The sequence below is a fragment of the Flavobacterium micromati genome, from assembly GCF_900129585.1.
In the GTDB taxonomy this organism is placed as follows: Bacteria; Bacteroidota; Bacteroidia; order Flavobacteriales; family Flavobacteriaceae; genus Flavobacterium; species Flavobacterium micromati.
In genome coordinates, this window is the sequence record NZ_FQWF01000010.1 from 44,094 (window position 1) to 66,210 (window position 22,117).

Annotated in this window: 12 protein-coding genes; 10 read left to right on the forward strand and 2 right to left on the reverse strand. The window is 34.5% G+C overall.

Annotated elements, in window-relative coordinates; genetic code table 11:
• Positions 1 to 8: 8 nt before the first annotated feature.
• The 4 genes from BUB42_RS11430 to BUB42_RS11445 all read left to right on the forward strand — a co-directional run bounded on the left by BUB42_RS11430 (position 9) and on the right by BUB42_RS11445 (position 6,907).
• A complete protein-coding gene (locus tag BUB42_RS11430; RefSeq protein ID WP_073020440.1) occupies positions 9 to 3,059 on the forward strand; it encodes a SusC/RagA family TonB-linked outer membrane protein in 3,051 nt (1,016 codons plus the stop codon).
• A 10-nt stretch (positions 3,060 to 3,069) separates the two neighbouring features.
• A complete protein-coding gene (locus tag BUB42_RS11435; RefSeq protein ID WP_073020442.1) occupies positions 3,070 to 4,677 on the forward strand; it encodes a SusD/RagB family nutrient-binding outer membrane lipoprotein in 1,608 nt (535 codons plus the stop codon).
• 25 nt (positions 4,678 to 4,702) lie between these two features.
• Entirely contained in the window at positions 4,703 to 5,632 is a 930-nt protein-coding gene (locus BUB42_RS11440) for a DUF4397 domain-containing protein (RefSeq protein WP_073020444.1), read from the forward strand.
• Positions 5,633 to 5,728: 96 nt separating this feature from the next.
• Entirely contained in the window at positions 5,729 to 6,907 is a 1,179-nt protein-coding gene (locus BUB42_RS11445; RefSeq protein WP_073020446.1) for an exo-beta-N-acetylmuramidase NamZ family protein, read from the forward strand.
• Between the two features lie 465 nt (positions 6,908 to 7,372).
• Here BUB42_RS11445 and BUB42_RS11450 read toward each other — a convergent pair whose 3' ends face one another.
• On the reverse strand, positions 7,373 to 8,668 hold the full coding sequence (locus tag BUB42_RS11450) for a RagB/SusD family nutrient uptake outer membrane protein (RefSeq protein WP_073020448.1): 1,296 nt from the start codon (positions 8,666 to 8,668) through the stop codon (positions 7,373 to 7,375).
• Between the two features lie 11 nt (positions 8,669 to 8,679).
• Entirely contained in the window at positions 8,680 to 11,772 is a 3,093-nt protein-coding gene (locus tag BUB42_RS11455) for a SusC/RagA family TonB-linked outer membrane protein (protein WP_073020450.1), read from the reverse strand.
• Between the two features lie 618 nt (positions 11,773 to 12,390).
• On the opposite strand from BUB42_RS11455, the gene murQ reads away from it, so the two are divergent.
• The 6 genes from murQ to BUB42_RS11485 all read left to right on the forward strand — a co-directional run bounded on the left by murQ (position 12,391) and on the right by BUB42_RS11485 (position 22,114).
• On the forward strand, positions 12,391 to 13,209 hold the full coding sequence (murQ, locus tag BUB42_RS11460; protein ID WP_073020452.1) for an N-acetylmuramic acid 6-phosphate etherase: 819 nt from the start codon (positions 12,391 to 12,393) through the stop codon (positions 13,207 to 13,209).
• Positions 13,210 to 13,276: 67 nt separating this feature from the next.
• Complete coding sequence (locus BUB42_RS11465) at positions 13,277 to 14,785, forward strand: sodium:solute symporter (protein WP_073020454.1); 1,509 nt, start codon at positions 13,277 to 13,279, stop codon at positions 14,783 to 14,785.
• Positions 14,786 to 14,874: 89 nt separating this feature from the next.
• Entirely contained in the window at positions 14,875 to 17,874 is a 3,000-nt protein-coding gene (locus tag BUB42_RS11470; protein ID WP_073020671.1) for a serine hydrolase domain-containing protein, read from the forward strand.
• 53 nt (positions 17,875 to 17,927) lie between these two features.
• Positions 17,928 to 19,136: an anhydro-N-acetylmuramic acid kinase gene (locus tag BUB42_RS11475; protein WP_073020465.1), complete on the forward strand. Its 1,209-nt coding sequence runs from the start codon at positions 17,928 to 17,930 to the stop codon at positions 19,134 to 19,136.
• Between the two features lie 31 nt (positions 19,137 to 19,167).
• Positions 19,168 to 20,439 (forward strand): acyltransferase family protein, encoded by a 1,272-nt coding sequence (locus BUB42_RS11480; protein WP_073020467.1) that lies wholly within the window; start codon positions 19,168 to 19,170, stop codon positions 20,437 to 20,439.
• A 142-nt stretch (positions 20,440 to 20,581) separates the two neighbouring features.
• Positions 20,582 to 22,114, forward strand: coding sequence for a glycoside hydrolase family 10-like protein (locus tag BUB42_RS11485; protein ID WP_073020469.1), 1,533 nt, complete (start codon positions 20,582 to 20,584; stop codon positions 22,112 to 22,114).
• The last annotated feature ends 3 nt before the right edge of the window (positions 22,115 to 22,117 follow it).

Below are 22,117 nucleotides of genomic sequence, written 5' to 3' on the forward strand. Positions count from 1 at the left end.
AAATAATTATGAAAAAAAAGTATTTAATTCTTCTCCTATTCTTTTTTGGAATACTTTCGAGTTATTCTCAAAACATGATAGTACAAGGTAAAGTCATTGACGGCGAAGGTGGCATATTACCCGGAGCTAACATCCTGGAGCGGGGAACAAAAAATCAAGCTTTAACTGATGCGGATGGAAATTTTACAATAAAAGCTAATAAAGGTGCAGTTCTTTTAATAACATACATAGGATATAACACAAAAGAAATTATTGTAAACAACAATGTTGTGAAAATAATGTTGGACGAGAGCTCGCAGACTTTAAATAATGTAACAATAATAGGTGCATTAGGTATTGAGAGAAAAAAATCAGCATTGGGATACTCAATACAAGAAATTAAAGGTAAAGAGGTTGCAGATACACAACGCCCTAACTTTGCAAATGCCTTACAAGGTCGCGTTGCTGGCTTAAGTGTCATAAGCACCTCAGGTGCACCAGGAGCTTCTGCAGCAATCCAACTACGAGGGGTAAACTCGTTGAGCGGTAACAATGGGCCATTATACGTAGTTGATGGTTTACCTATCAGTAATGAAACGTTAAGCCAAGGCTCATTGATATCTGATCAGCCAAATAGAGCTCAAGATTTCACCAATAGAGGAGCTGATATCAACCCAGAAGATATTGAGACATTCACTATTTTAAAAGGTCCTGAAGCAGCAGCATTGTATGGTATTCAGGCTGGGAATGGTGCTATTGTTATTACCACAAAAAAGGGTAAAAAGGGCGTTGGACAAATTACTTTCTCTACAAACACGAGATTAGAAAATATTTATCGTTTTCCAGAAACACAAAGAGTTTTTCAACGAGGTGCTGATGGTATAAATAATCCTGAATATAGAAGACAATTTGGAACTGAATATGCACCAGACACCAAACTTTATGACAATGTTCAAAATTTTTTCCGCGTGGGAGTATTAACTAATCACAACCTTTCATTTGAAGCAGGAACTGAAACTACGTCCTATCGTTTATCTGTTGCTAATTTAACGCAAACTGGTGTAACTCCAAACACTGGATATGACCGTTTAACAGCAAGCCTTAATGCAACAGCAAAGATATCTTCAAAATTAAGAACAGAAGCTACATTTAATTTTACAAAAGCAAGTAACCAAAAAGCTCAAAAAGGTGCTGGAACATCTGTACTAGCTCTATTAGCTTGGCCTGCAGATGATGATGCAAGTGACTACCTTAATCCAAATGGGACTAGAAGGAGAATTACAACTGGTGCACTTGAAGCGGTTGAAATAGACAATCCGTACTGGGATGTAAATAGAAATACAGCGGAAGATATTAATAACCGTTTTATAACTAATTTAGGATTGATTTATGATCCATCTTCATGGCTCAATCTAACAGGGCGCGTAGGATGGGATATAAATTCAGCCCAAGGATATAGAGCAATCAATCCAGAATCCTCAGCTGGTATTGGACCGAATGGTTTTATTGAGACCTATTATAACAATACCAGTAACCTAAATACTCAATTTTTAGCCACCGCAAAGAAATCTATTGGAAAATTCAACTCTAAAATAATGGTTGGAAATTCAGTATTTGACAATTACAGCAGAGTTTTATCCACAAGTGGAAGTAAATTTTTTGATCCTAATTTCTATTCCATTAACAATACAGATGTTACTACGCAAAGATCACAAGAACGAATTGTTCAAAGTCGTGTAGTAGGTTTTTTCTCTGAAGCTAGTTTCGATTACGATAGGATTGCAACTGTTACTTTAACGGGACGTCAAGATTACACATCAGTGCTAAAAGATCCTTTCTTTTATCCTTCAGTAAGTGGTAGTTTTGTTTTTACGAATTTACCAACGCTAAAAAATAAAAAAATTCTTTCTTATGGACAACTGAGAGCGTCCTACGCAGAAGCGGCAAATATACCATCTCCTTATTCAGCTGAACCAGTATTTACACCTCAGTTAACAACTGACGGTGGATATGGATACGGAGTGACAGGAGCTAACGCAAATTTGAAACCTGAGTTTCGCAAATCTACTGAGTTAGGCGCCGAATTAAAATTCTTTGACAACCGCATTGGTTTAGATGTAGCTGTTTACAGCACTAAAACAATTGACCCTATTTTGAGAGCTCTGCGGTTAAGTTATGGAACAGGATTTGTTTTGACATCAGCAAACTTTGGAGATTTGCAAAATGAAGGTTTGGAAGTGACTTTGAATGCAACTCCAGTTAGAAATGAGAACTTCACTTGGAATTTTTCTGCAAACTTTAACAAAATGCGAAACAAACTTTTAAATCTTCCTGAGGCTGTTACTGAATATTATATTTCTGATACTTGGTTGTATGGCAATGTTCGCGGTGGAGTAACAGTTGGAAATCCCTTAACAACTATAACTGGAGTGGATTATCTTAGAAACAATGCAGGTCAACCATTAATTGATGCAATATCTGGTTTTCCAATAAGAGATCCTAACTTTAAAGTAGTTGGGGATAGAAATCCTGATTTTGTAATGGGGATAACTAACTCGTTTACCTATAAAAATATAAGTCTTACCTTTTTGTTGGACATTAGAAAAGGCGGAGATATTTTTAATGGAACTGAAAGATTTTTATATAGTGAAGGTTTATCAACACAATCCCTTGATCGAAATGAAACTAGAATTGTCCAAGGAATATTGCGTGATGGTTTAGAAAACTCTGCCACACCCACTCAAAATAATATTCCAATACGACCAAGTGTTCAAAACGAATATTACAGATCTGGTGGTGTAGATGCTGATTTTATTGAAAAAGACATTAATTGGTTAAGAATGAGAGATATTACGCTAAGTTATAGAATGCCTTCTGCAATATTGAAAAAGACATTTTTGAATTCTTTTTCTTTGTCGTTGACCATGACGGATGCTTTTATACTTACAAATTATAAAGGAGCAGATCCTGCTGTAAATGGTACAAATGCTTCCACCGGAGGTGTTGGAGGTGTAGGTTTTGATTTCGGCGTACTATCGACGCCGCGAGGCTTGAACTTAGGTATGAGAGTTGGACTTTAATAAATAAATGATGAAAAATATAAAAAAATATATGGCCTTACTGGCCCTTACAGTCTCTGCAGTATCTTGTGATGACTTGCAAGAATTAAATGTAAATCCGAGTTTCCCTGTAGACGTATCTGCAGTGTCACTGATGTCACCGATAGAGCAACAAATGGCTCGCGGACTACAATTTGACAATCGTTTCCTAGGTAGGTATATTCAAAATTTTAGTAATACTGCTACAGGTAACCCGTGGGATCGATATGGATTTGTTGAAAATAGCGATCAAGCAGGCGAAATTTGGAGAATGACTTACTTTGCAATAGGTTTGAACTTGACAAAAATGCAAGAAAAAGCAATTGAGGAGGAACGTCACGATATTACTGGTATTTCAAAAGTTATTAGAGCATGGTCATGGCAGGTCACAACTGATTATCATTCAGAGCTTATTGACTTAGATCAAGTTTTTACTCAGCGTCTATCATACGACTATGTTGGACAAGAAAAAGTATATGCCGAAGTAGTACGATTATTGAATGATGGCTTAGGTGATCTAGCTCGTACAGATGGTAGAGTTTCGCAAGCTTTTACTGGCGTGGGTGATAAAATGTATGGAGGAGAGCGATCAAAATGGACTAAGTTCGCTTACGGAGTTTTAGCCCGTAATTTAAATAGCCAAATCAATAAGGCAACTTACAATCCTGATAAAGTGATCGAATTTTGCGATAAATCACTATCTTCTAATGCAGACAATGCGGTAATACGATTTAATGGAACTGTTACTGATGATAGTAATTTTTATGGGCCGCAACGAAGTAATCTGACTAATTTCCGTCAAACTGATTTTGCATTGAGGACAATGAATGGTAGTATTTTTACTGGGGCTATAGATCCTAGGATGTCACGAGTACTTGTACCATCTGTAGGAACATCGGAAACTGCACCTAGTTCAGCAGCTAATCCTGATCCAACAAAATATACTTTTAATGGAAACCCTTTAAACACAACCGCATCGACAGTAGTTACAAACGTAAATAGAATTCCTAACTTGTGGGGAACTTATGCACCTGGATCGGTTACAATTCCTGGGAGATACTTATTTAGAGATAAAGCCAATTTTCCTTTGATGACCTACTCTGAAATTCAATTCATGAAAGCTGAAGCCGCTTTTATCAAAGGAGATAAAGCAATGGCATTAGACGCTTATAGAAAAGCTATTGATGCTAGTATTGATTTTGTAAACAGTAATACAGTACCAAGCAGTACTTTTCCTATCACTACGCTAATTAGTGCCGCAGAGAAAGCAGCATTTATAGCCAATGTGAATGTTGTACCAGCTGCGAATGCATTAACGCTTAGTCAAATTATGTTGCAAAAGTATGTAGCTCTTTTTGGATTTGGAATGTTAGAAACATGGACTGACATGCGTAAATATAAGTACGATAACGTAAATGTGTATACAACGTTAAATTTACTCCCTAATGGAGGACTTTTTATTGACAACAATGGGAAATTGCCGTACCGTGTACGTCCGCGCTTTAACTCAGAATATGTATGGAATTTTGAAGCTTTAAAAGCTATTGGTGGGGACAAAGCAGATTATCATACAGTAGAAATGTGGTTTTCTCAGCAGTAATTATTAAAAATTAAAAACTAATTAGATGAAAAATAAATTTAATTTCATAGAAAAATTGATCATTGCTGTTCTTGGATTATTCTTTTTTGCATCATGTGGAGACGATCATGATTTTACTCCATTTGAATCAAAAGAGAATCTTGAGAATTTAGCCAATGTAAAATTTGTACACGCAGCAGTAGGACCGACGGGAGCAAACTTTACAATAAATTACTTTGTAAATAATATAAAAATCTCTGCTCTTAACATAACCTCAGGCTTACCTTTAGGAATAGTTTACGGTTCAACATATCCAACACCTATTAACTATGCTTTAATAGAGCCCGGAACTCAACAATTTAGAGCTGATACTCCGAGTAGAGCTGCGACTGCCACTTTGCCTGAGGTTCCAGCAAGTACTATATTTAATGGTAATATTGTTACTGAAAAAGGAAAATCTTATACTAATTTCCTTTTATCAACACCACCTACAATTACACCAGCAGTTTATTCTACTTTACAACTTAATGATGATTTTGCACCAGCTGATTTAGACAAAACAAAAGCTTACGTTCGGTTTATAAATGTAATTAGTAATGCAGCCGCTGTAGGATATGATTTAGGGATCATTAAAGCAACTTCTAATCTTGGGGCTACTCCTGTTCTTACAAAAGAGGTTTTAACTTATACTAATATTACATTCAAAGGCGGAGATGAAAAATTTATAGCGATTGAACCTCAAGAACCCAATGATACGAGAGGATATCAATTGCAAGTGCGTGTAGCTGGTTCACCACGCAATGCACCTGGTACAATAACAGGTACAACAATAGCAAACCTTGCTAATGTTGCACCAGCAGTAATATTCATACCACGAGCAGGTAGAGTTTACACGATATTTTGTAGAGGAATTATAGGTGGATTACCTACTGCAACTGTTAATCCACCAGTTGTGAGTTTTATAACTAATAGATAATAAAAGTTTATTTGAAACCGCTTACAACTGTAAAGCGGTTTCTTTTTTACTAATCTACTGTCAACATTATTAATCGAAGTATAATTAAAAAATCATATGTTTCAAAATTTGATAAAATACACACTTATTCTATTCTTTGTGGTTTTTAATGATGTTTGCTATAGTAAATCAAACAATATCAGTCGCGAAATCAAAACTGGCGCAGATAATTTCGAAATATACATTCCCTTACTAAAAGGAAAAAAAGTAGGTATCGTAACTAATCAAACAGGAGTTTTAAGCAATAAAACACATCTCGTAGATTTCCTTTTAGATCAAAAAATAAATGTACAAACTATTTTTGCACCTGAACACGGATTTAGAGGAACTGCAGATGCTGGCGAACTTGTTGTGGACGGAAAAGATTTAACAACTGGAATTTCTATAATTTCACTTTATGGAGATAATAAAAAACCTAAACCAGCTCAATTAGATGGTATAGAGGTGATGGTTTTTGATTTACAAGATGTTGGCGCTCGATTCTACACGTATATTTCTTCCCTGCATTATGTGATGGAAGCTTGCGCAGAAAATGGAATTCCGCTTATTATACTAGATCGCCCAAATCCTAATGGAACTATTATTGATGGCCCACTTTTAGAAAAGGAATTTACCAGTTTTGTAGGCATGCACCCTATCCCGCTTTTACATGGAATGACTATTGGCGAATATGGAAAAATGATTAATGGTCAAAATTGGCTTAAAAATGCAGCACAATGTAAACTAACCGTGATACCTTGTGTAAACTATAATCGTAAAATGGAGTACAATATTCCTATAAAACCTTCTCCTAACTTACCTAATGATCAATCTATTAATCTTTACGCAAGTTTATGTTTTTTTGAAGGAACTAACGTAAGTGTCGGTCGAGGAACTGAAAAACAATTTCAAATTTATGGTTCCCCTTTTTTGTCCAGCAAAATTTATGATTACCGTTTTACTCCTAAGCCAAATTTTGGTGCTAAAGAACCTATGCACAATGGCAAAGAATGTTTTGGGGAAGATCTAGCAACCTATCCAAAACTGCATAAGCTGGAACTAAGATGGTTAATAAAAGCCTATCAAAACACAAGCGATAAAACTAATTTCTTTAATGCTTTTTTCACCAAACTAGCTGGGACAAAGAAATTGCAAACTCAAATTGAAAAAGGTGTTTCTGAAAATAAGATAAGAGAAAGTTGGCAAAAAGATTTAACTTCATTTAAAAAAATGAGGACAAAATATCTAATTTATTAGGTTGTTTCAATAGGTATTTAGATACAAATGAAATAATATAAAAAATATTTGCTCATTTCCTACTAATTTCTAAATACTAAAGACGTTATTTCTTTTTTAATTTACAGTTATTTGCCAAAAAACTTAAAAAAAAAAATCGATATCATTCCCCTACTCTTTTTTCAGCACAAAAAATTTATTTTGGTTATTTATTTCATAGCGGATCGCAATAACTAAACCTTGAACTCAGCTTATTTTCCTCACATTAAGTGATACACGTTTATTAGCTTCATCATTCTAAGATAGTAGATGTATTGTCCAACAACGGTGAGATTTGCAGTTATTAAGTTATGAATCTTTAGAAGAAACCATACTTTATGCCGCCGTAAAAGTTTAATTAAATAGCTATTAGTTTTTATGTTTTCTGTTTGAAATAAAAAAAAGAGTTGCTAAAAAGCAACTCGTTTAAATAGTATTAGAAATCAGTTAATTTGGCGGATCAGCTGGCGTATTTGGATTATTAAAACGCTCAGAATCTGGGTAAGGGTAAAAATTGCGGTTTCGCTCTGCACCAGGTGTTCCAGCTGCGGGACGTCCAAATCTACGTGTATCTTCAAGTTTTAAACCAGACATAAACAACTCGATACAACGGTTTCTATAAATTTCTGTTAGCACGCTTGCTTGGTTAGCTGCTCCTGAATAAGCTGGCAAATTTGCGCCTATACCCCAAGCGTCAGCCGCGGCCGTTTTTTGTAATATTCTATTAATTTCTGTAATAGCTTGTGGCAACTGGTTTTTTCGTGCCAATACTTCTGCTCTAATCAAAATCATTTCTCCTGGTAAATAAACAGGTACCGAACTACTTAAACTACTCCAAAATCCTGCTCCTCGAACAGCTATTGGTGTAGAAAGTGGGTTGATATAAAAATTGATTCGACCATCAGCCGCAACTGGCTGTAGTGCTGCAGGTAATCCCAATGTACGCCCGATTGGCTGATAATTATTGGCAACCAAAAATGCTGTAGCTGCAATTGAATTTTGATTTACAGCATCAAAAGGAAAGCTAGACCGCACAGTTAAGTTAACTAATGTTGCATGTTCAAAAGCTCTATCTAAATCGCTAGGACTGCCAGACATCAGGTAAAATCTAGCTAAAAGTGCATTGACTGTATTTGTGTAATTTAAATTACCCACCAATCCAGCAAAACCAGTTGCACTAGGCAACGATGCTTTGGTATCTTCAAGAGTTTTAATTACTACCGCAAGCACTTCGGTGCGTGAATTAAAAATAGCATTTTTTTCGGTTGAAATTGGCACTCTTTCAAAAAATTGAATCAAATTTCCTAAAGCTAAAGCTTTGAAAATTGACGCATGTACAAAAACGCTAGCTTTTTCGACAGGCAGGCTAATGCGGTCAATATTATTGATAACCTTTTGAGCTTCCGAATTCAGAATTAAGCTTTGTGCCCAAATATTGCTCACTACTCCGTTGACTGGTAAAACCTCTCCAGAACCAGCGAATAAACCAACTTCATCTGCATTCCCGCCTTGTGGAGCTCCAAGCTCATTTGTAGTAAATCCATTTGCAGTTATAATAGCATAGCCATACGGACTCTGACGCCCAACACTAAATCTTGATTGTAGCCCGTTGGCAGCACCAACTAAACCATTGCGTGAAGAAAATACATCTTCTTCTGAAGCGCGTGTAGGATCTAAAAATTCTTCGTCGCAGGAGGTTAGAAACAAGCTCATAAAAGCTGATAATATGATAAATTTTTTCATTTTTCTTTGTATTAAAATTTAAATTTAAGCGCTAGTGCAACAGTTCTCGGAATTGGAATTGTCCCAAAATTGTATCTCGCCACAGCTGATTGTCCACCAGAATTTACTTCAGGATCATAGCTTGTAAATCTATCCCACGAATAAAGGTTACGACCACTAAGATTTAGTGTAAAATCTTCGAATAAATTACTCACTTTACCAAAAGAGTAGTTTATCGAAACTTCTCTCAATTTAAGGTAACTACCATCAACAATCCTAAATTCTTGAATGTTATAAATAGAGTAAATGTAGCCACGTGGTAGCTCTCCTCTTAATTCTTGAGCAACTAATTGACCAGCACCAGTACCTTGACGTGTTCTAAAATCGGCATCCCATATATCTCCACCACTAACTCCGTCCAATAAAACTGAAAGTCCCCATTTTTTATAGGTAATATTAGTACCAAAAGCATAAATAAAATCTGGATTTGGATCGCCAATTTCTTTGTTCAAAACATCACCAAACGGCTGCCCATTTGCATTTCGTTGAATTGCTCCCGTGGCAGTATTTCCGCGCTCTGTTTGTGGCAATCCATCTGGCATGAGCAATAAGCTTCCATCAGGATTACGTGCATAGTAACTTCCAAAATAAGTTCCAACCGGACGATTAAGTTGAACCGCAACTGGAGCACCCGCTGGATTTGAATCTAACAAAAAGAACGGTTGGTTCAATTTAGTAACTTCATTTCTGTTTCTGCTCATGTTACCGTAGATCTCAACATTAAAATCCTCACTTTTGACAACTATACCTTTCACCGTAAATTCTAAGCCCTTGTTAGTCATTTCACCTAAATTTTCAATCGATGAAGTTGCACCAGTTGAGGGTGCAGCTTGAACACGCAAAAGTAAATCTTTAATATCGGCTCTATAATACGTCCCAGAAAGTGTTAGTCTATCTTTGAAGAATCCAAAATCAGCTCCTACTTCATAAGATACATTGCGTTCTGGTATTAAACCTAAATTTCCACGGCTATTGCCCGCGAGCGTAAAAGAAGTTTGTCCAAAAAGGTTACCGGTAGAATAGTTAGTAAATCTAGAATAAGCTCCAATCGCCGTTAAGTTTCCTGATTCTCCCCACGAAGCTCTCAGTCTTGCAGTACTCACTTTACTTTCTTTCATAAACTCTTCGCTAGAAAGAACATAACTTCCGCTAACTTTTGGATAAATTTGTCTTCTTACATCCGCTGCAAAAATTGTAGATGCATCTTGACGAATAGCTGCTGTTACAAATAATTTATTTTTATAGCCCAAAGTTTCTTGAAGATAAACGCCCCACAAATTGTAATTTGTTTCTCCAGAAGAAGCTGAACCACCAATTATTGTATTTGCAGCATTTATATTTTCAATAAACGGCTTCAAATCTCGTCCTTGTACAGAAAAAAGTTTATCTCTGTAATATTGCACATTATATCCTGCGTAAGTTGTTGCCGTAAAATCTTTTGTGACATTCCAAACGTACCTAAGGTTTAAATCATTGTTTAATTGGTACACTTTATTATCGGTTTCTGATACAAATCCATCGTTAAAAGTACCTACGTTAACTGGTGCATAAGGAAATCTAGGAATAAAGCCAAATCCTTTTTGGTTGAAATTGTCTAATCCAACAATAAAGTCAGCATTAAAGTTTTTAAAGGGCTTGTAATTCAATTGTACATCAGCAATCACACGATCGGTTTGTTGTCCAAATTTGAAAGTTTCAATAACAGAGAGTGGATTAACGCGACCCGGATCAACCGCCAGCAAATTGCCATTACCATCCCGCGAGGATATATCATAGATGTTATTATTAATCGTTGAAGAATTCATCGGACTGTAAAAGACATTTCCGTCAGGTTTGTCTTCAGAGCGAGAAGTAACATAGTTTACACCAAACGAAGCAGAAAGCTTTTCGTTGATTTTATTTTGAACTTTAAGATTAATACCTAGTCTTTTAAAATCAGTATTTTTTACGATCCCACCATTTTCTAGATAGCCAACCGATGCAAAATACTTAGTGTTAGTATCACCACCTGCGACCGAGAAGTAAGTGTCGGTACCAACACCAGTAGTAAAAATATCATCCTGAAAATCATAGCGGGTTACATCTTTTAAACGGGTGTCCATATTTATAAGTCCTTGAGGAACTCCAGCTTGATTTAAACCTCTATTTACAGGAACAGTTGTAGCTGAGCTAGCAGCAAATCCACTAATTGGAAATAAAGCTCCATTAGCTGCAGGTATTTCAAATTGTCTGTTAACAAGGTTGACGTCTAATTTTTTGCGTAACGAATTGACAACCAAACTTGTTGAAAAAGTGTATGATGCTTCCCCAGCTTTTCCTTTTTTGGTGGTAATAATAACAACTCCATTTGCTGCACGAGAACCATAAATAGCTGCTGCAGCACCACCATTAAGTACTTCCACACTTTCAATATCATTTGGATTGATATCTGCAGTACGGTTTTGTCCTATGACTACGTTTGTGTTACCACCAATCTCAGGATTTGAAACATTGGCACTACTATTACTGATAACTACACCGTCAATAACGTAGAGAGGATCTGACCCGCCTAGTATGGAAGAAGTTCCTCTTAGTTTAATTGAAAAACCACCTGAGGGATCACCTGAATTTTGAGTAATCTGAGCTCCTGCAATTTTGCCTTGCAAAGCAGATGCAAATCCAGTGGCTTGTGCTTTGACCAAATCTGCAGCTTTTATTGTGGTTACTGCATTACCCATTTCTTTTCTTGTGGTTCGAATGGTCGAACCCATAACAACAATTTCCTCTAATGCACTCGTCTCTACATCTAGCTGTACATTCATCGATGAACCAGTAACTCTGACTACTGAACCTTTATAGCCCACAAAAGTAAAAAGCAGGTTATCACCATTTTTAGCTTCTATGCTGTAGTCCCCATCGAAGCCGCTTGATGCGCTGGCTTTACTTCCAGTTACAGATACAGAAACCCCTGCAATAGGCATTCCCGACTCGACATCTGTAATTTTGCCTGAAATTCTTTTGCTTTGTGCCTCAGCGATGTAAGCTGAAAATACAATAATGCAAAATGTTAAAATTAGTTTTTTCATAATTTATAGTTAGTTAAATTGATATTCAAATTTATTAAAAATTTATGAGATTCAAAATAAAATTTGCTTTTTTTTACTTATTTATGATAATAAGTGCAATAAAATGCAAAAAAGATTGATATGATAGCTTTAATAGCTGTTTACTATCACTTTACATCTTATAGTAACGAGTAAATAAGTCCCTTTTTAAATTAAATAAAAAGAAAAAAAAGCAGTTAACATTTTATATATTCATAAATTGAATTTATTTTAGTGCAAAAATTACGTAAATTATGCGATTTTAAATTAGTTCACTAAATGATTTACTTATAATATGGAAGTTATTTTGCTAAAAAATAGAGATATTTGAAATATATATTTTTATAAACTATTTCAATCTTATTTTCATCATTAAACAACATTATGCGTTTTTTTGCATTATTATAATTATTTAAAACATAATAATGCATATTAAGATTGTTTAATTAAAACTTATTGTTATTTTTGTCATCAGTTGGATAAAAATACTGTCGACCTGATCGTATTTGTTGAACGCAATTTCACTTAAACAAAATATAACCTGATGTAATAGAGTCGATATTTGGTAACAACTCCTATTATTTTTAATAAAAATTAATTATGACTAAAATTAATCCTGATACAGAAAAAGAATCGCTTTATGCTAATCTTGAAAAAATGAGCACACAAGAAATACTAATGGGAATTAATGCAGAGGACAAAAAAATATCGAGTGTGATTAAAAAACAAATACCAAACATAGAAAAACTGGTTGACGCTATTGTAATAAAAATGCAACTTGGCGGGCGATTATTTTATATAGGAGCAGGAACATCAGGAAGAATTGGTATTTTAGACGCATCAGAATGTCCTCCTACTTTTGGTGTACCGCATGATTTAGTAATTGGGATTATTGCTGGAGGTGATTATGCAATCAGGAAAGCAGTAGAAAACGCCGAAGATGACTTCAAGCAAGGATGGTTAGATTTACAAAAACACAACATAACAAGCTCTGACTTTGTTATTGGTATTGCAGCCTCAGGAAATACGCCGTACGTGATTGGTGGTTTAAAAATGGCTCGTGAAAATAGTATTAGCACCGGAAGTATTTCATGCAACAGCAACAGCCTGATTTCAAAAGAAGCAGATTTTGCAATTGAAATTGTAGTAGGTCCTGAATTTTTAACGGGTAGTACACGAATGAAAGCAGGAACTTCTCAAAAATTAGTTTTAAATATGATCTCGACATCAGTAATGATAAAACTAGGAAAAGTGTATGGTAACAAAATGATTGATATGCAACTGTCTAATAAAAAACTAGTTCAAAGAGGAGTCGAAATGATTGTTGAAGAACTCAATATTGACGAAAAACTAGCTTCGGAATTATTGATCAAACATAAAAGCGTAAGAGCTGTTTTATTGGCTGAAAATAAAATCTAAAAATTTACTTTTACACTATTAAAAAGCGACCAAAAGCCAAAAAACCATAAACCGATAAATACCTAGAATGACACCAAGTGCAATCCTTATACTTATAATTGTTTATTTTGGAGTTTTATTTTATATCTCACATAGGGTAAGTGGGAAGGATGATGGAAATAAAGCGTTTTTTACCGCAAATAAAAATTCAAAATGGTATTTGGTGGCTTTTGGGATGATAGGAACTGCTCTTTCTGGAGTGACCTTTATTTCTGTTCCTGGAGAAGTAGGTGCTGCAAGTGGTGAACAATTTAAATATTTTCAATTTATTATTGGAAATGCAATAGGTTTTATAATCATTACAAAAGTATTATTGCCATTATATTACCGCATGAATTTGACTTCGATTTATAGTTATATCGAACAAAGAATGGGATTTTACAGTTATAAAACTGCAGCATCCATTTTTTTGATTAGTAGAACCGTAAGCTCAGCTTTTAGACTGTATTTAGTTGTTATCGTTTTGCAACGCTACGTTTTTGATTATTACGGAATTCCATTTGCATTGACAGTTTTAATTTCACTAATACTCATATTTTCATACACTTATCGGGGCGGACTGAAAACTATCATTATTACAGATACTTTACAAACGTTTTTCTTAGTAACATCGGTATTCTTGACAATTTACTTCATTTGTGATAGCATGGACTTAGGTGTCGTAAATGCTTTTAATGAAATTAAAAATAGTAACTATTCTAAAATATTTTTCTTTGATGATTTCTTGGGAAGCAAATTTCATTTTGTAAAACAAATCATAGGCGGGATGTTTGTTACCATTGCAATGGTGGGACTCGATCAAGATTTAATGCAAAAAAATCTGAGTTGTAAAAACATTGGCGAAGCACAAAAAAACATGTTTACATTCACTGGAATCTTTGTAATAATAAATATATTTTTCTTGAGTGTAGGTGCTTTACTTTATATCTATGCCAATAAAAATGGGATCGCAATTCCAACAGATTTAATAACTGGCAAACCGCGAACTGATTTACTTTTTCCAGAAATAGCCTTAAATCATCTTTCGATAATTCCAGCAATTGTATTTTTACTGGGAATTATCGCTGCTACTTTTGCCACAACTGATTCTGCTTTGACAGCATTAACAACTTCATTTTGCGTCGATTTTTTAGGAATGGATAAAGCTGAAAATTTAAATAAGAAAAACACTGTTCGAACTAGACATCTGGTACATATTAGTTTTTCTGCTTTGATTTTTATGGTCATTCTCGTTTTTAATTCCATCAATGATAGCTCTGTAGTAGGAATGATTTTTAGAGTGGCATCTTACACTTACGGACCATTGTTAGGTTTATATGCTTTTGGATTATTCCAAAAAACAAGAAATGTAAATGACAAGTTAGTGCCTTATATTTGTGCATTGTCTCCCCTATTTACCTATTTAATTAATGAATATTCAAAAACTTTATTTTCTGGATATGTATTTGACAATGAATTAATTGTTCTCAATGGACTGATTACTTATTTAGGATTGCTAATAACTAGTTCCCACAGCACAGAAAAAATAAGTTTTTAATTCCTTAGGAAAAACAAGAGTAGTCAACGAGAACAATAACGATTTTATGAAATTTTCTTCTGACTTACCATTCGAATAAAATGAAACAAATGAAAAAATATTTTTTAAAAATCATGCTTTATACAACATTTGCGTTTCTAATTGCGAACTGTGCTGTTGTAAAAAAAAGCAAAACGGTTACTGATTTACCAAAAGAAATTTTTACAGAAGATACAGCAACTTACAAAACTGTAAGTAAACTAGAACGTAAAACTTTTTTTAAAGACTCAGATCTAGAAACGCTTTGGGTAGATAGTATTTACAATAAAATGTCGCTGCAAGAAAAAATAGGTCAATTGTTTATGATTGCTGCGTATTCTAATAAAGATTCTATTCACGTTAACAAAACAAAAGCATTAATTCAGAATTACAATATAGGAGGCGTTATTTTTTTTCAAGGTGGCCCAGTTCGCCAAGCTAGATTAACCAATGAATATCAAGCTAAAGCAAAAGTGCCCTTATTTGTAGCTATTGATGCCGAATGGGGTTTAAGTATGAGATTAGATTCTACCTATATATTTCCGTGGAATATGACTCTTGGAGCGATTCAAGATTTAGATTTAATCGAAAAAGTAGGACGACAAATGGGTGCTGAAAGCAAAAGAATGGGAATCCATTTCAATTTTGCTCCTGTGATCGACATTAATACTAATCCTAAAAATCCTATTATTGGCAATCGATCCTTTGGCGAAAGCAAAATAAATGTGAGCAAGAAGGCAATCGCCTTAATGAAAGGCGTTCAAGCTCAAGGCGTTTTTAGTACGGGCAAACATTTTCCTGGACATGGCGACACATCTACTGATTCGCACTACACTTTACCATTAGTCAATTTCTCAAAAGAGCGCCTTAACCTCGTAGAATTATATCCTTACAAAAGAATGTTTGATGAAGGATTAGCATCAGTAATGGTAGGACATCTCAATATTCCAAGTTTAGAATCCAAAGAAAATATTCCTTCATCGGCTTCCTTTAATGTGGTAACAAACGTGCTTCAAAATCAACTAGGCTTTGAAGGTTTGATTTTTACAGATGGTTTAGCCATGAAAGGCGCCACTAATTTTAAAGACGCAGGCGATTTAGAGTTAGCAGTGCTTTTAGCCGGAAATGATATTCTTCTCGCTCCAGAAAACGTTCCTGCCAGTTTTGAAAAACTGGAATCTTTTTACAATGAAGGAATTCTAACAGAAGCACGTATAGCCTTATCTGTAAAAAAAATATTGAAATACAAGTTTAAAGTTGGCCTAAATAAATACAAACCTTTTGCTGTTGCTAATCTAATAAAGGATATTAATCCCTCGCAAAACAAGGCAATACATTACAAATTGTACGAAAACGCGATTACAGTACTGAAAAATGAGGAAGAGATACTTCCTTTAAAAGATTTGAGTCAAAAAATTGCTTATGTAAAATTAGGCGATGCTGAAAATAGCACTTTTATCTCCACTTTAAAAAAATATACCGAAGTTACCGAGGTTTCGAATGCCAACATAGATAGTTTAAACGCCGAATTTAAAAAATACGACCTTGTTATTTTAAGTTTTCACAAAGAAAATAAAACGTGGGAAAAACAAGATTTCAACGAAACAGAATTGCTTTCGATACAGAAGATAGCTAAGGAAAATAAGGTAATTCTAGACATTTTTACAAAACCATATACATTACTGCCAATAACTAATTTCAATGAAATTGAAGGATTAGTTGTTTCCTATCAAAACTCAGATGTAAGCCAAGTGGTTTCGGCAGAATTATTATTTGGTGCCATTGAAGCCAAAGGAAAATTGCCAGTTTCGATCAATAAATCATTTAAAGTGAATGATGGTTTAGCAACAGTAAAATTGAACCGATTGGGTTTTACAACACCTGAAAACGAAGATATGAATCCGCTGATTTTATCTAAAATTGATAGTATAGCACAAAAAGCAATTAATGGTAAGATGACTCCCGGAATGCAAGTATTAGTAGCTCGAAGAGGAAATGTGATTTTCCAAAAATCCTACGGTCATCTAACTTATGACGAGACTAAAAAAGTCACAAATTCAGATTTATATGATGTAGCATCTATTTCAAAAATGATTTCGACACTTCCTAATGTGATGCAGTTGTACGATCAGCAAAAAGTTACATTAGACACCAAATTAAAAACGATGGTACCGCTTTTTGCGAAAACTAATAAAGAAAATATCAGTTTCAAGGACTTATTAACGCATTATGCTGGACTTCAAGCTTGGATTCCGTTTTACAAAGCAACTTTAAATCGCGACAATACACCCATGGAAAAGTACTATCGCAAAGTGGCAAACCCACAATTTTCGAGAAAAGTAGCTGATGATTTGTACATAAGCAATGATTATCATGACACCATCATGAAAATCATTGCTAATAGTCCGCTATCCCTCAAAAAAGAATATAAATACAGCGACTTTACTTTTATCATTTTAAAAGAATTTTTAGAAAGAAAAACAAAACAGCCACTTGAAGTTTTAAGTCAGAAAAACTTTTACAACTCGCTTGGAATGAACAATACGATGTATAATCCATTAACTAAATTTGACAAAAATAACATCGCCCCATCAGAAATTGATACTTATTTCCGTCAGCAAGTTGTACAAGGATATGTGCATGACATGGCGGCCGCAATGGAAGGCGGAATTGCCGGTCACGCTGGAATTTTCTCGAATGCAATGGATGTCGCTAAAATGATGCAACTGTTTTTACAAAAGGGAAATTATGGTGGCAAAAGCTATTTTTCGGAAGAAACGTTCAATGTTTTTAATACCTCGCACTATGCAGCTCAAGGAGTCCAACGTGGTTTAGGATTTGATAAAAGAGTAGAAAAAGAGGGTCCAACTTGTGGTTGCGTGTCAGAAACTAGTTTTGGTCACACTGGTTTTACTGGCACTATGGCTTGGGTTGACCCCAAAACTGAAATTGTCTATGTTTTTCTTTCCAATAGAACGTATCCAGAAGTTACAGCCGAAGGAAATAAGTTATCAAGAGAAAAAATTAGAGAAGATATTCAACAAATAATTCAAAATGCGATTCTTAAATAAGAGGTAGATTACTATGTTTAATCTGAAAATTAAATAACGCTAAAATACAAATCATGAATTCAAATCTGGAATCACTTTATAAAATTGCCCATAAACCAACGCGAACCATTATTGGTTTAATGTCTGGAACTTCACTTGATGGCTTGGATGTGGCTTTATGCGAAATTTCAGGTTCTGGTGAAGAAACTGAAGTTAAATTAATTGAGTTTAAAACTGTTGAATATTCAGAAGATATCAAAACAGAAATACGATCTGTTTTTGCAAAGCAAACAATTGAATTTCAAAAACTCGTATTACTAAATCAATGGATTGGCGTTTTACATGCAGATATGATTTTGAAATGTTTGCACCAATGGGGAATTTCTTCAGAAAAAGTAGATTTGATAGCGTCTCACGGTCAAACTGTTTTTCATGCGCCAAAGATTTTGCACCAGCAAGAAAAATTTCCAAATGCTACTTTGCAAATTGGCGACGGAGATCATATAGCAGTAAATACGGGCATTATCACACTATCTGATTTTAGACAAAAGCATCTTGCGGCAGGAGGTGAAGGAGCACCATTAGCAGTTTATGGAGATTATTTTCTGTTTTCAAAAAAAGGAGAAAATCGTATTATGCTTAATATAGGCGGCATTGCTAATTTCACTTATTTGCCCGAAAGCAGCGATGCAGAAGAAGTTTTTGTAACTGATACAGGAACTGGAAACACCTTGATTGATGCATTTACGAAACTTGTTTTTCCAAAAAAATCGTATGATAAAGATGCTGCAATCGCTAAAGATGGAATTGTAAATCAAGAACTTCTGACAAGTTTAAAATCTAATTCTTTTTTTCAAAAACCTTTCCCTAAAACAACAGGACCTGAACTTTTTAGTGTTGACTTTGTTACAAATGCACAAAAAAATACCAGTATGCTAAATATTTCGATCAACGATTTACTAGCGACACTAACTCGATTTAGTGCAGAAACAATTGCAGAAGCAATAAATAGTACAATCAATAATACCAATTATTTAGTTGAAAATTTCACTATTTATTTGTCGGGTGGAGGAACACACAATCCATTATTAGTAAAATGGTTAAAAGAATTATTGCCTTGTCATTTTTTAAAAACAGATGATTTAGGAATTTCAGGTGATGCTAAGGAAGCCATTCTATTTGCCATTTTAGCTAATGAAACAGTATGTGGTGGTAATTCTGATTTTGGAACACGAAAAGGAATTCCATCGGTATCGATGGGAAAAATATCATTTCCGAACTAGAAAAAATATCTATTAAACCAACCAAAATAAAATGCAAAAAGAACGTTTACTTTCACTCGATGTTTTTAGAGGATTTACCATTCTATTGATGACAATTGTAAATAATCCAGGAAGTTGGGCCCATATTTATCCACCTTTAAAACACGCGGAATGGCACGGCTGCACTCCTACTGATTTAGTTTTTCCTTTTTTTATTTTCATCATGGGAACCGCAATTCCATTTGCAATGCCAGCAAAACATCTAGATTTTGCTGTTTTCAATAAAATTCTCGTTCGTTCACTTCGCATTTTTTGTTTGGGATTATTTTTAAATTTCTTTAGTAGAATCGAAGTATTTTCATTGGAAGGAATTCCGTTGCTGATGGTTCGGCTGCTGATAACTTTTGCGGTGGCGTACGCACTTTTAGGAAATTTCACTTTGAAAATTAAAACTTATCTCGTTTTTCTAATTTTTGGTGGTCTACTATTTTTGGCCTACAGCAGGATTCCCGCATTCGATGAAGTACGGATTCCGGGAGTTTTACAACGAATAGGAATCGTTTATTTCTTTGCTTCACTATTATATCTAACATCAAATCTAAAAACACAAATTCTAGTAGTAGCAGCTATTTTACTAGTTTATTGGGGCTTAATGGCTCTAGTGCCTGTTCCAGGATTTGGAGAAGCTAATTTTGAAAAAGGAACTAATCTAGCAGCCTGGATTGATAATTTATTATTAAATGGCCATTTATGGGCATCATCAAAAACTTGGGATCCAGAGGGAATTCTTAGTACTTTACCCGCAATTTCAACAGGTATTTTGGGAATGTTTGTTGGCCAAATATTGAATTTACAAATTTCAAAAAGTGATATTGTAATAAAAATGGCAGTCGTAGGAATTTCAATGGTGGTTGTTGGGTTGTTGTGGAGCACTGCTTTCCCCTTAAACAAATCACTTTGGACGAGTTCTTATGTAGTTTACACTGCTGGTTTAGCTACAATTTGTCTACTAATTCTGTATTACCTAATCGACGTTCTAAATATAAAAAAATGGACGAAATTATTTTTAATTTGGGGTGTTAATCCAATGATTGTGTTTTTCTTTTCAGGAATAATTCCAAGAGCTTTAAGTGCTATTAAGATTGAAAATCCAATTGTAGCGGAGGAAAAAATTAGTCTTCAAAAATTTATTTATGATTTTAATATTGTTCCGCTTTTTGATAATCCGTTGAATGCATCGCTTTTTTATGCTGTTTCTTACGCGGTTTTTTGGTCATTCATTCTATGGATTTTGTATAAAAATAAATTGATTTTTAAAGTTTAATATCAAAATTTTTAAACGAATTCATTTTGGCAAAAGCGAAATATTTTGGCAAGCAAATTGTAAAGTAAAATTTGATCACTTATTAAACGGATACATTACACTAAAAAAACTATTTTTGAAGACTTTACTAAACTACACGCTAATGAAAAATTATAAGCACAGCGCATTACTAATATGCTTTCTAATATTCTCATTTTTGAACTTAAATGCTCAGGAACTTATCAAACATCCAAAAACCGAATTTAGAGGTGTGTGGATTGCAACAGTTGTAAATATTGATTGGCCAAAAACAAGTAAAGACAGCGTTGCCAAACAAAAAGCCGACTATATTGAAATTCTAGACACGTATCAAAAATTAAATTATAACGCGGTGATTGTTCAAATTCGCAGTGTGGGTGATGCTTTCTATCCAACTAAATTAGCTCCATGGTCAAAATATTTAACTGGAAAAGAAGGACAAGCACCTAAGCCCTATTACGACCCGCTTGAATGGATGATAAATGAAGCGCACCGCCGAGGCTTTGAATTTCATGCTTGGATGAATCCGTATCGTGCTGCAATGGATTATAACACCGCCATTTTAAGTCCAGAACACGATTTTTTTAAATATCCCGAATGGATGATAAAATACGGTGGAAAATATTACTACAATCCAGCGTTGCCGGAAGTTCAAAAACATTTATTAACGATTGTTGATGAAGTAGTTCAAAATTATGATATCGACGCAATGCATTTTGATGATTATTTTTATCCATATAAAGTTGCAGGTGAGAAGTTTAATGACACCGCTGCGTTTATTCAATATGGGAAAGGAATGAGTATCGAAGATTGGAGACGCGACAATGTAAATACATTTGTAAAAGACGTATCTGTTTCTATTAAAAATCTAAAACCGTGGGTACAATTTGGAATAAGTCCTTTTGGTGTTTGGAGAAACAAATCAGTGGATCCGAGAGGTTCTGATACTGAAGCAGGCCAAACAAATTACGATGATTTATATGCCGATCCATTAGCGTGGATGGACAATAAATGGATTGATTATCTTGTACCACAATTGTATTGGAGCATGGATCATCCTAAAGCTTCTTATTCTAAATTATTAAAATGGTGGTCTGAAAATTCTAGTAATACAGCAATTTATATAGGAAACGGAACCTACAAAATCAACGCTGATTCAGATAAAAGATGGAATAATCCACTCGAAATTCCGAATCAAATTGACATTACTAGAACGTATAAAAATGTTCAAGGAAACGCCTATTTCAGTGCCAAAGGATTTGTCAATAAAAATCAAAAAGTAACAAAATTACTAAGTGAAAATCAGTATAAATATCCGGCTCTTCCGCCTGTTGTGCCAGCGGCAGTCAAAATTATGGTGATTGTTCCCACGGCAACTAACTTGATAGTTGATCCAATCTCCACCCGATTTTCTGTAAAGAGCCCAATGTACAGCAAAATAAGATACGTTATGGTTTACGCATCGTCATTTGGTTTGCCAATTGACATTAGCAATCCTAGCCAAATTATCGAAAAAGTCGCTTACGAATCCAATAGTGATATTGCCGAAATTGTAATTCCAGCTTACAAATTAGATAAAAATACTACTTGCGCAATGACTTTTATTGATTATTTCGGCAACGAGAGTGAAGCAACAATTGTAGATTTAAAACAATAATTT

Bases quoted from the DNA above. Each gene is read 5' to 3' on its own strand.
- BUB42_RS11440 (WP_073020444.1), top strand. From the start codon at position 4,703: ATGAAAAATAAATTTAATTTCATAGAAAAATTGATCATTGCTGTTCTT.
- BUB42_RS11485 (WP_073020469.1), top strand. From the start codon at position 20,582: ATGAAAAATTATAAGCACAGCGCATTACTAATATGCTTTCTAATATTC.
- BUB42_RS11455 (WP_073020450.1), bottom strand. From the start codon at position 11,772: ATGAAAAAACTAATTTTAACATTTTGCATTATTGTATTTTCAGCTTAC.
- BUB42_RS11480 (WP_073020467.1), top strand. From the start codon at position 19,168: ATGCAAAAAGAACGTTTACTTTCACTCGATGTTTTTAGAGGATTTACC.
- BUB42_RS11450 (WP_073020448.1), bottom strand. From the start codon at position 8,668: ATGAAAAAATTTATCATATTATCAGCTTTTATGAGCTTGTTTCTAACC.
- BUB42_RS11475 (WP_073020465.1), top strand. From the start codon at position 17,928: ATGAATTCAAATCTGGAATCACTTTATAAAATTGCCCATAAACCAACG.
- BUB42_RS11470 (WP_073020671.1), top strand. From the start codon at position 14,875: ATGAAAAAATATTTTTTAAAAATCATGCTTTATACAACATTTGCGTTT.
- BUB42_RS11465 (WP_073020454.1), top strand. From the start codon at position 13,277: ATGACACCAAGTGCAATCCTTATACTTATAATTGTTTATTTTGGAGTT.
- BUB42_RS11435 (WP_073020442.1), top strand. From the start codon at position 3,070: ATGAAAAATATAAAAAAATATATGGCCTTACTGGCCCTTACAGTCTCT.
- murQ (WP_073020452.1), top strand. From the start codon at position 12,391: ATGACTAAAATTAATCCTGATACAGAAAAAGAATCGCTTTATGCTAAT.
- BUB42_RS11430 (WP_073020440.1), top strand. From the start codon at position 9: ATGAAAAAAAAGTATTTAATTCTTCTCCTATTCTTTTTTGGAATACTT.
- BUB42_RS11445 (WP_073020446.1), top strand. From the start codon at position 5,729: ATGTTTCAAAATTTGATAAAATACACACTTATTCTATTCTTTGTGGTT.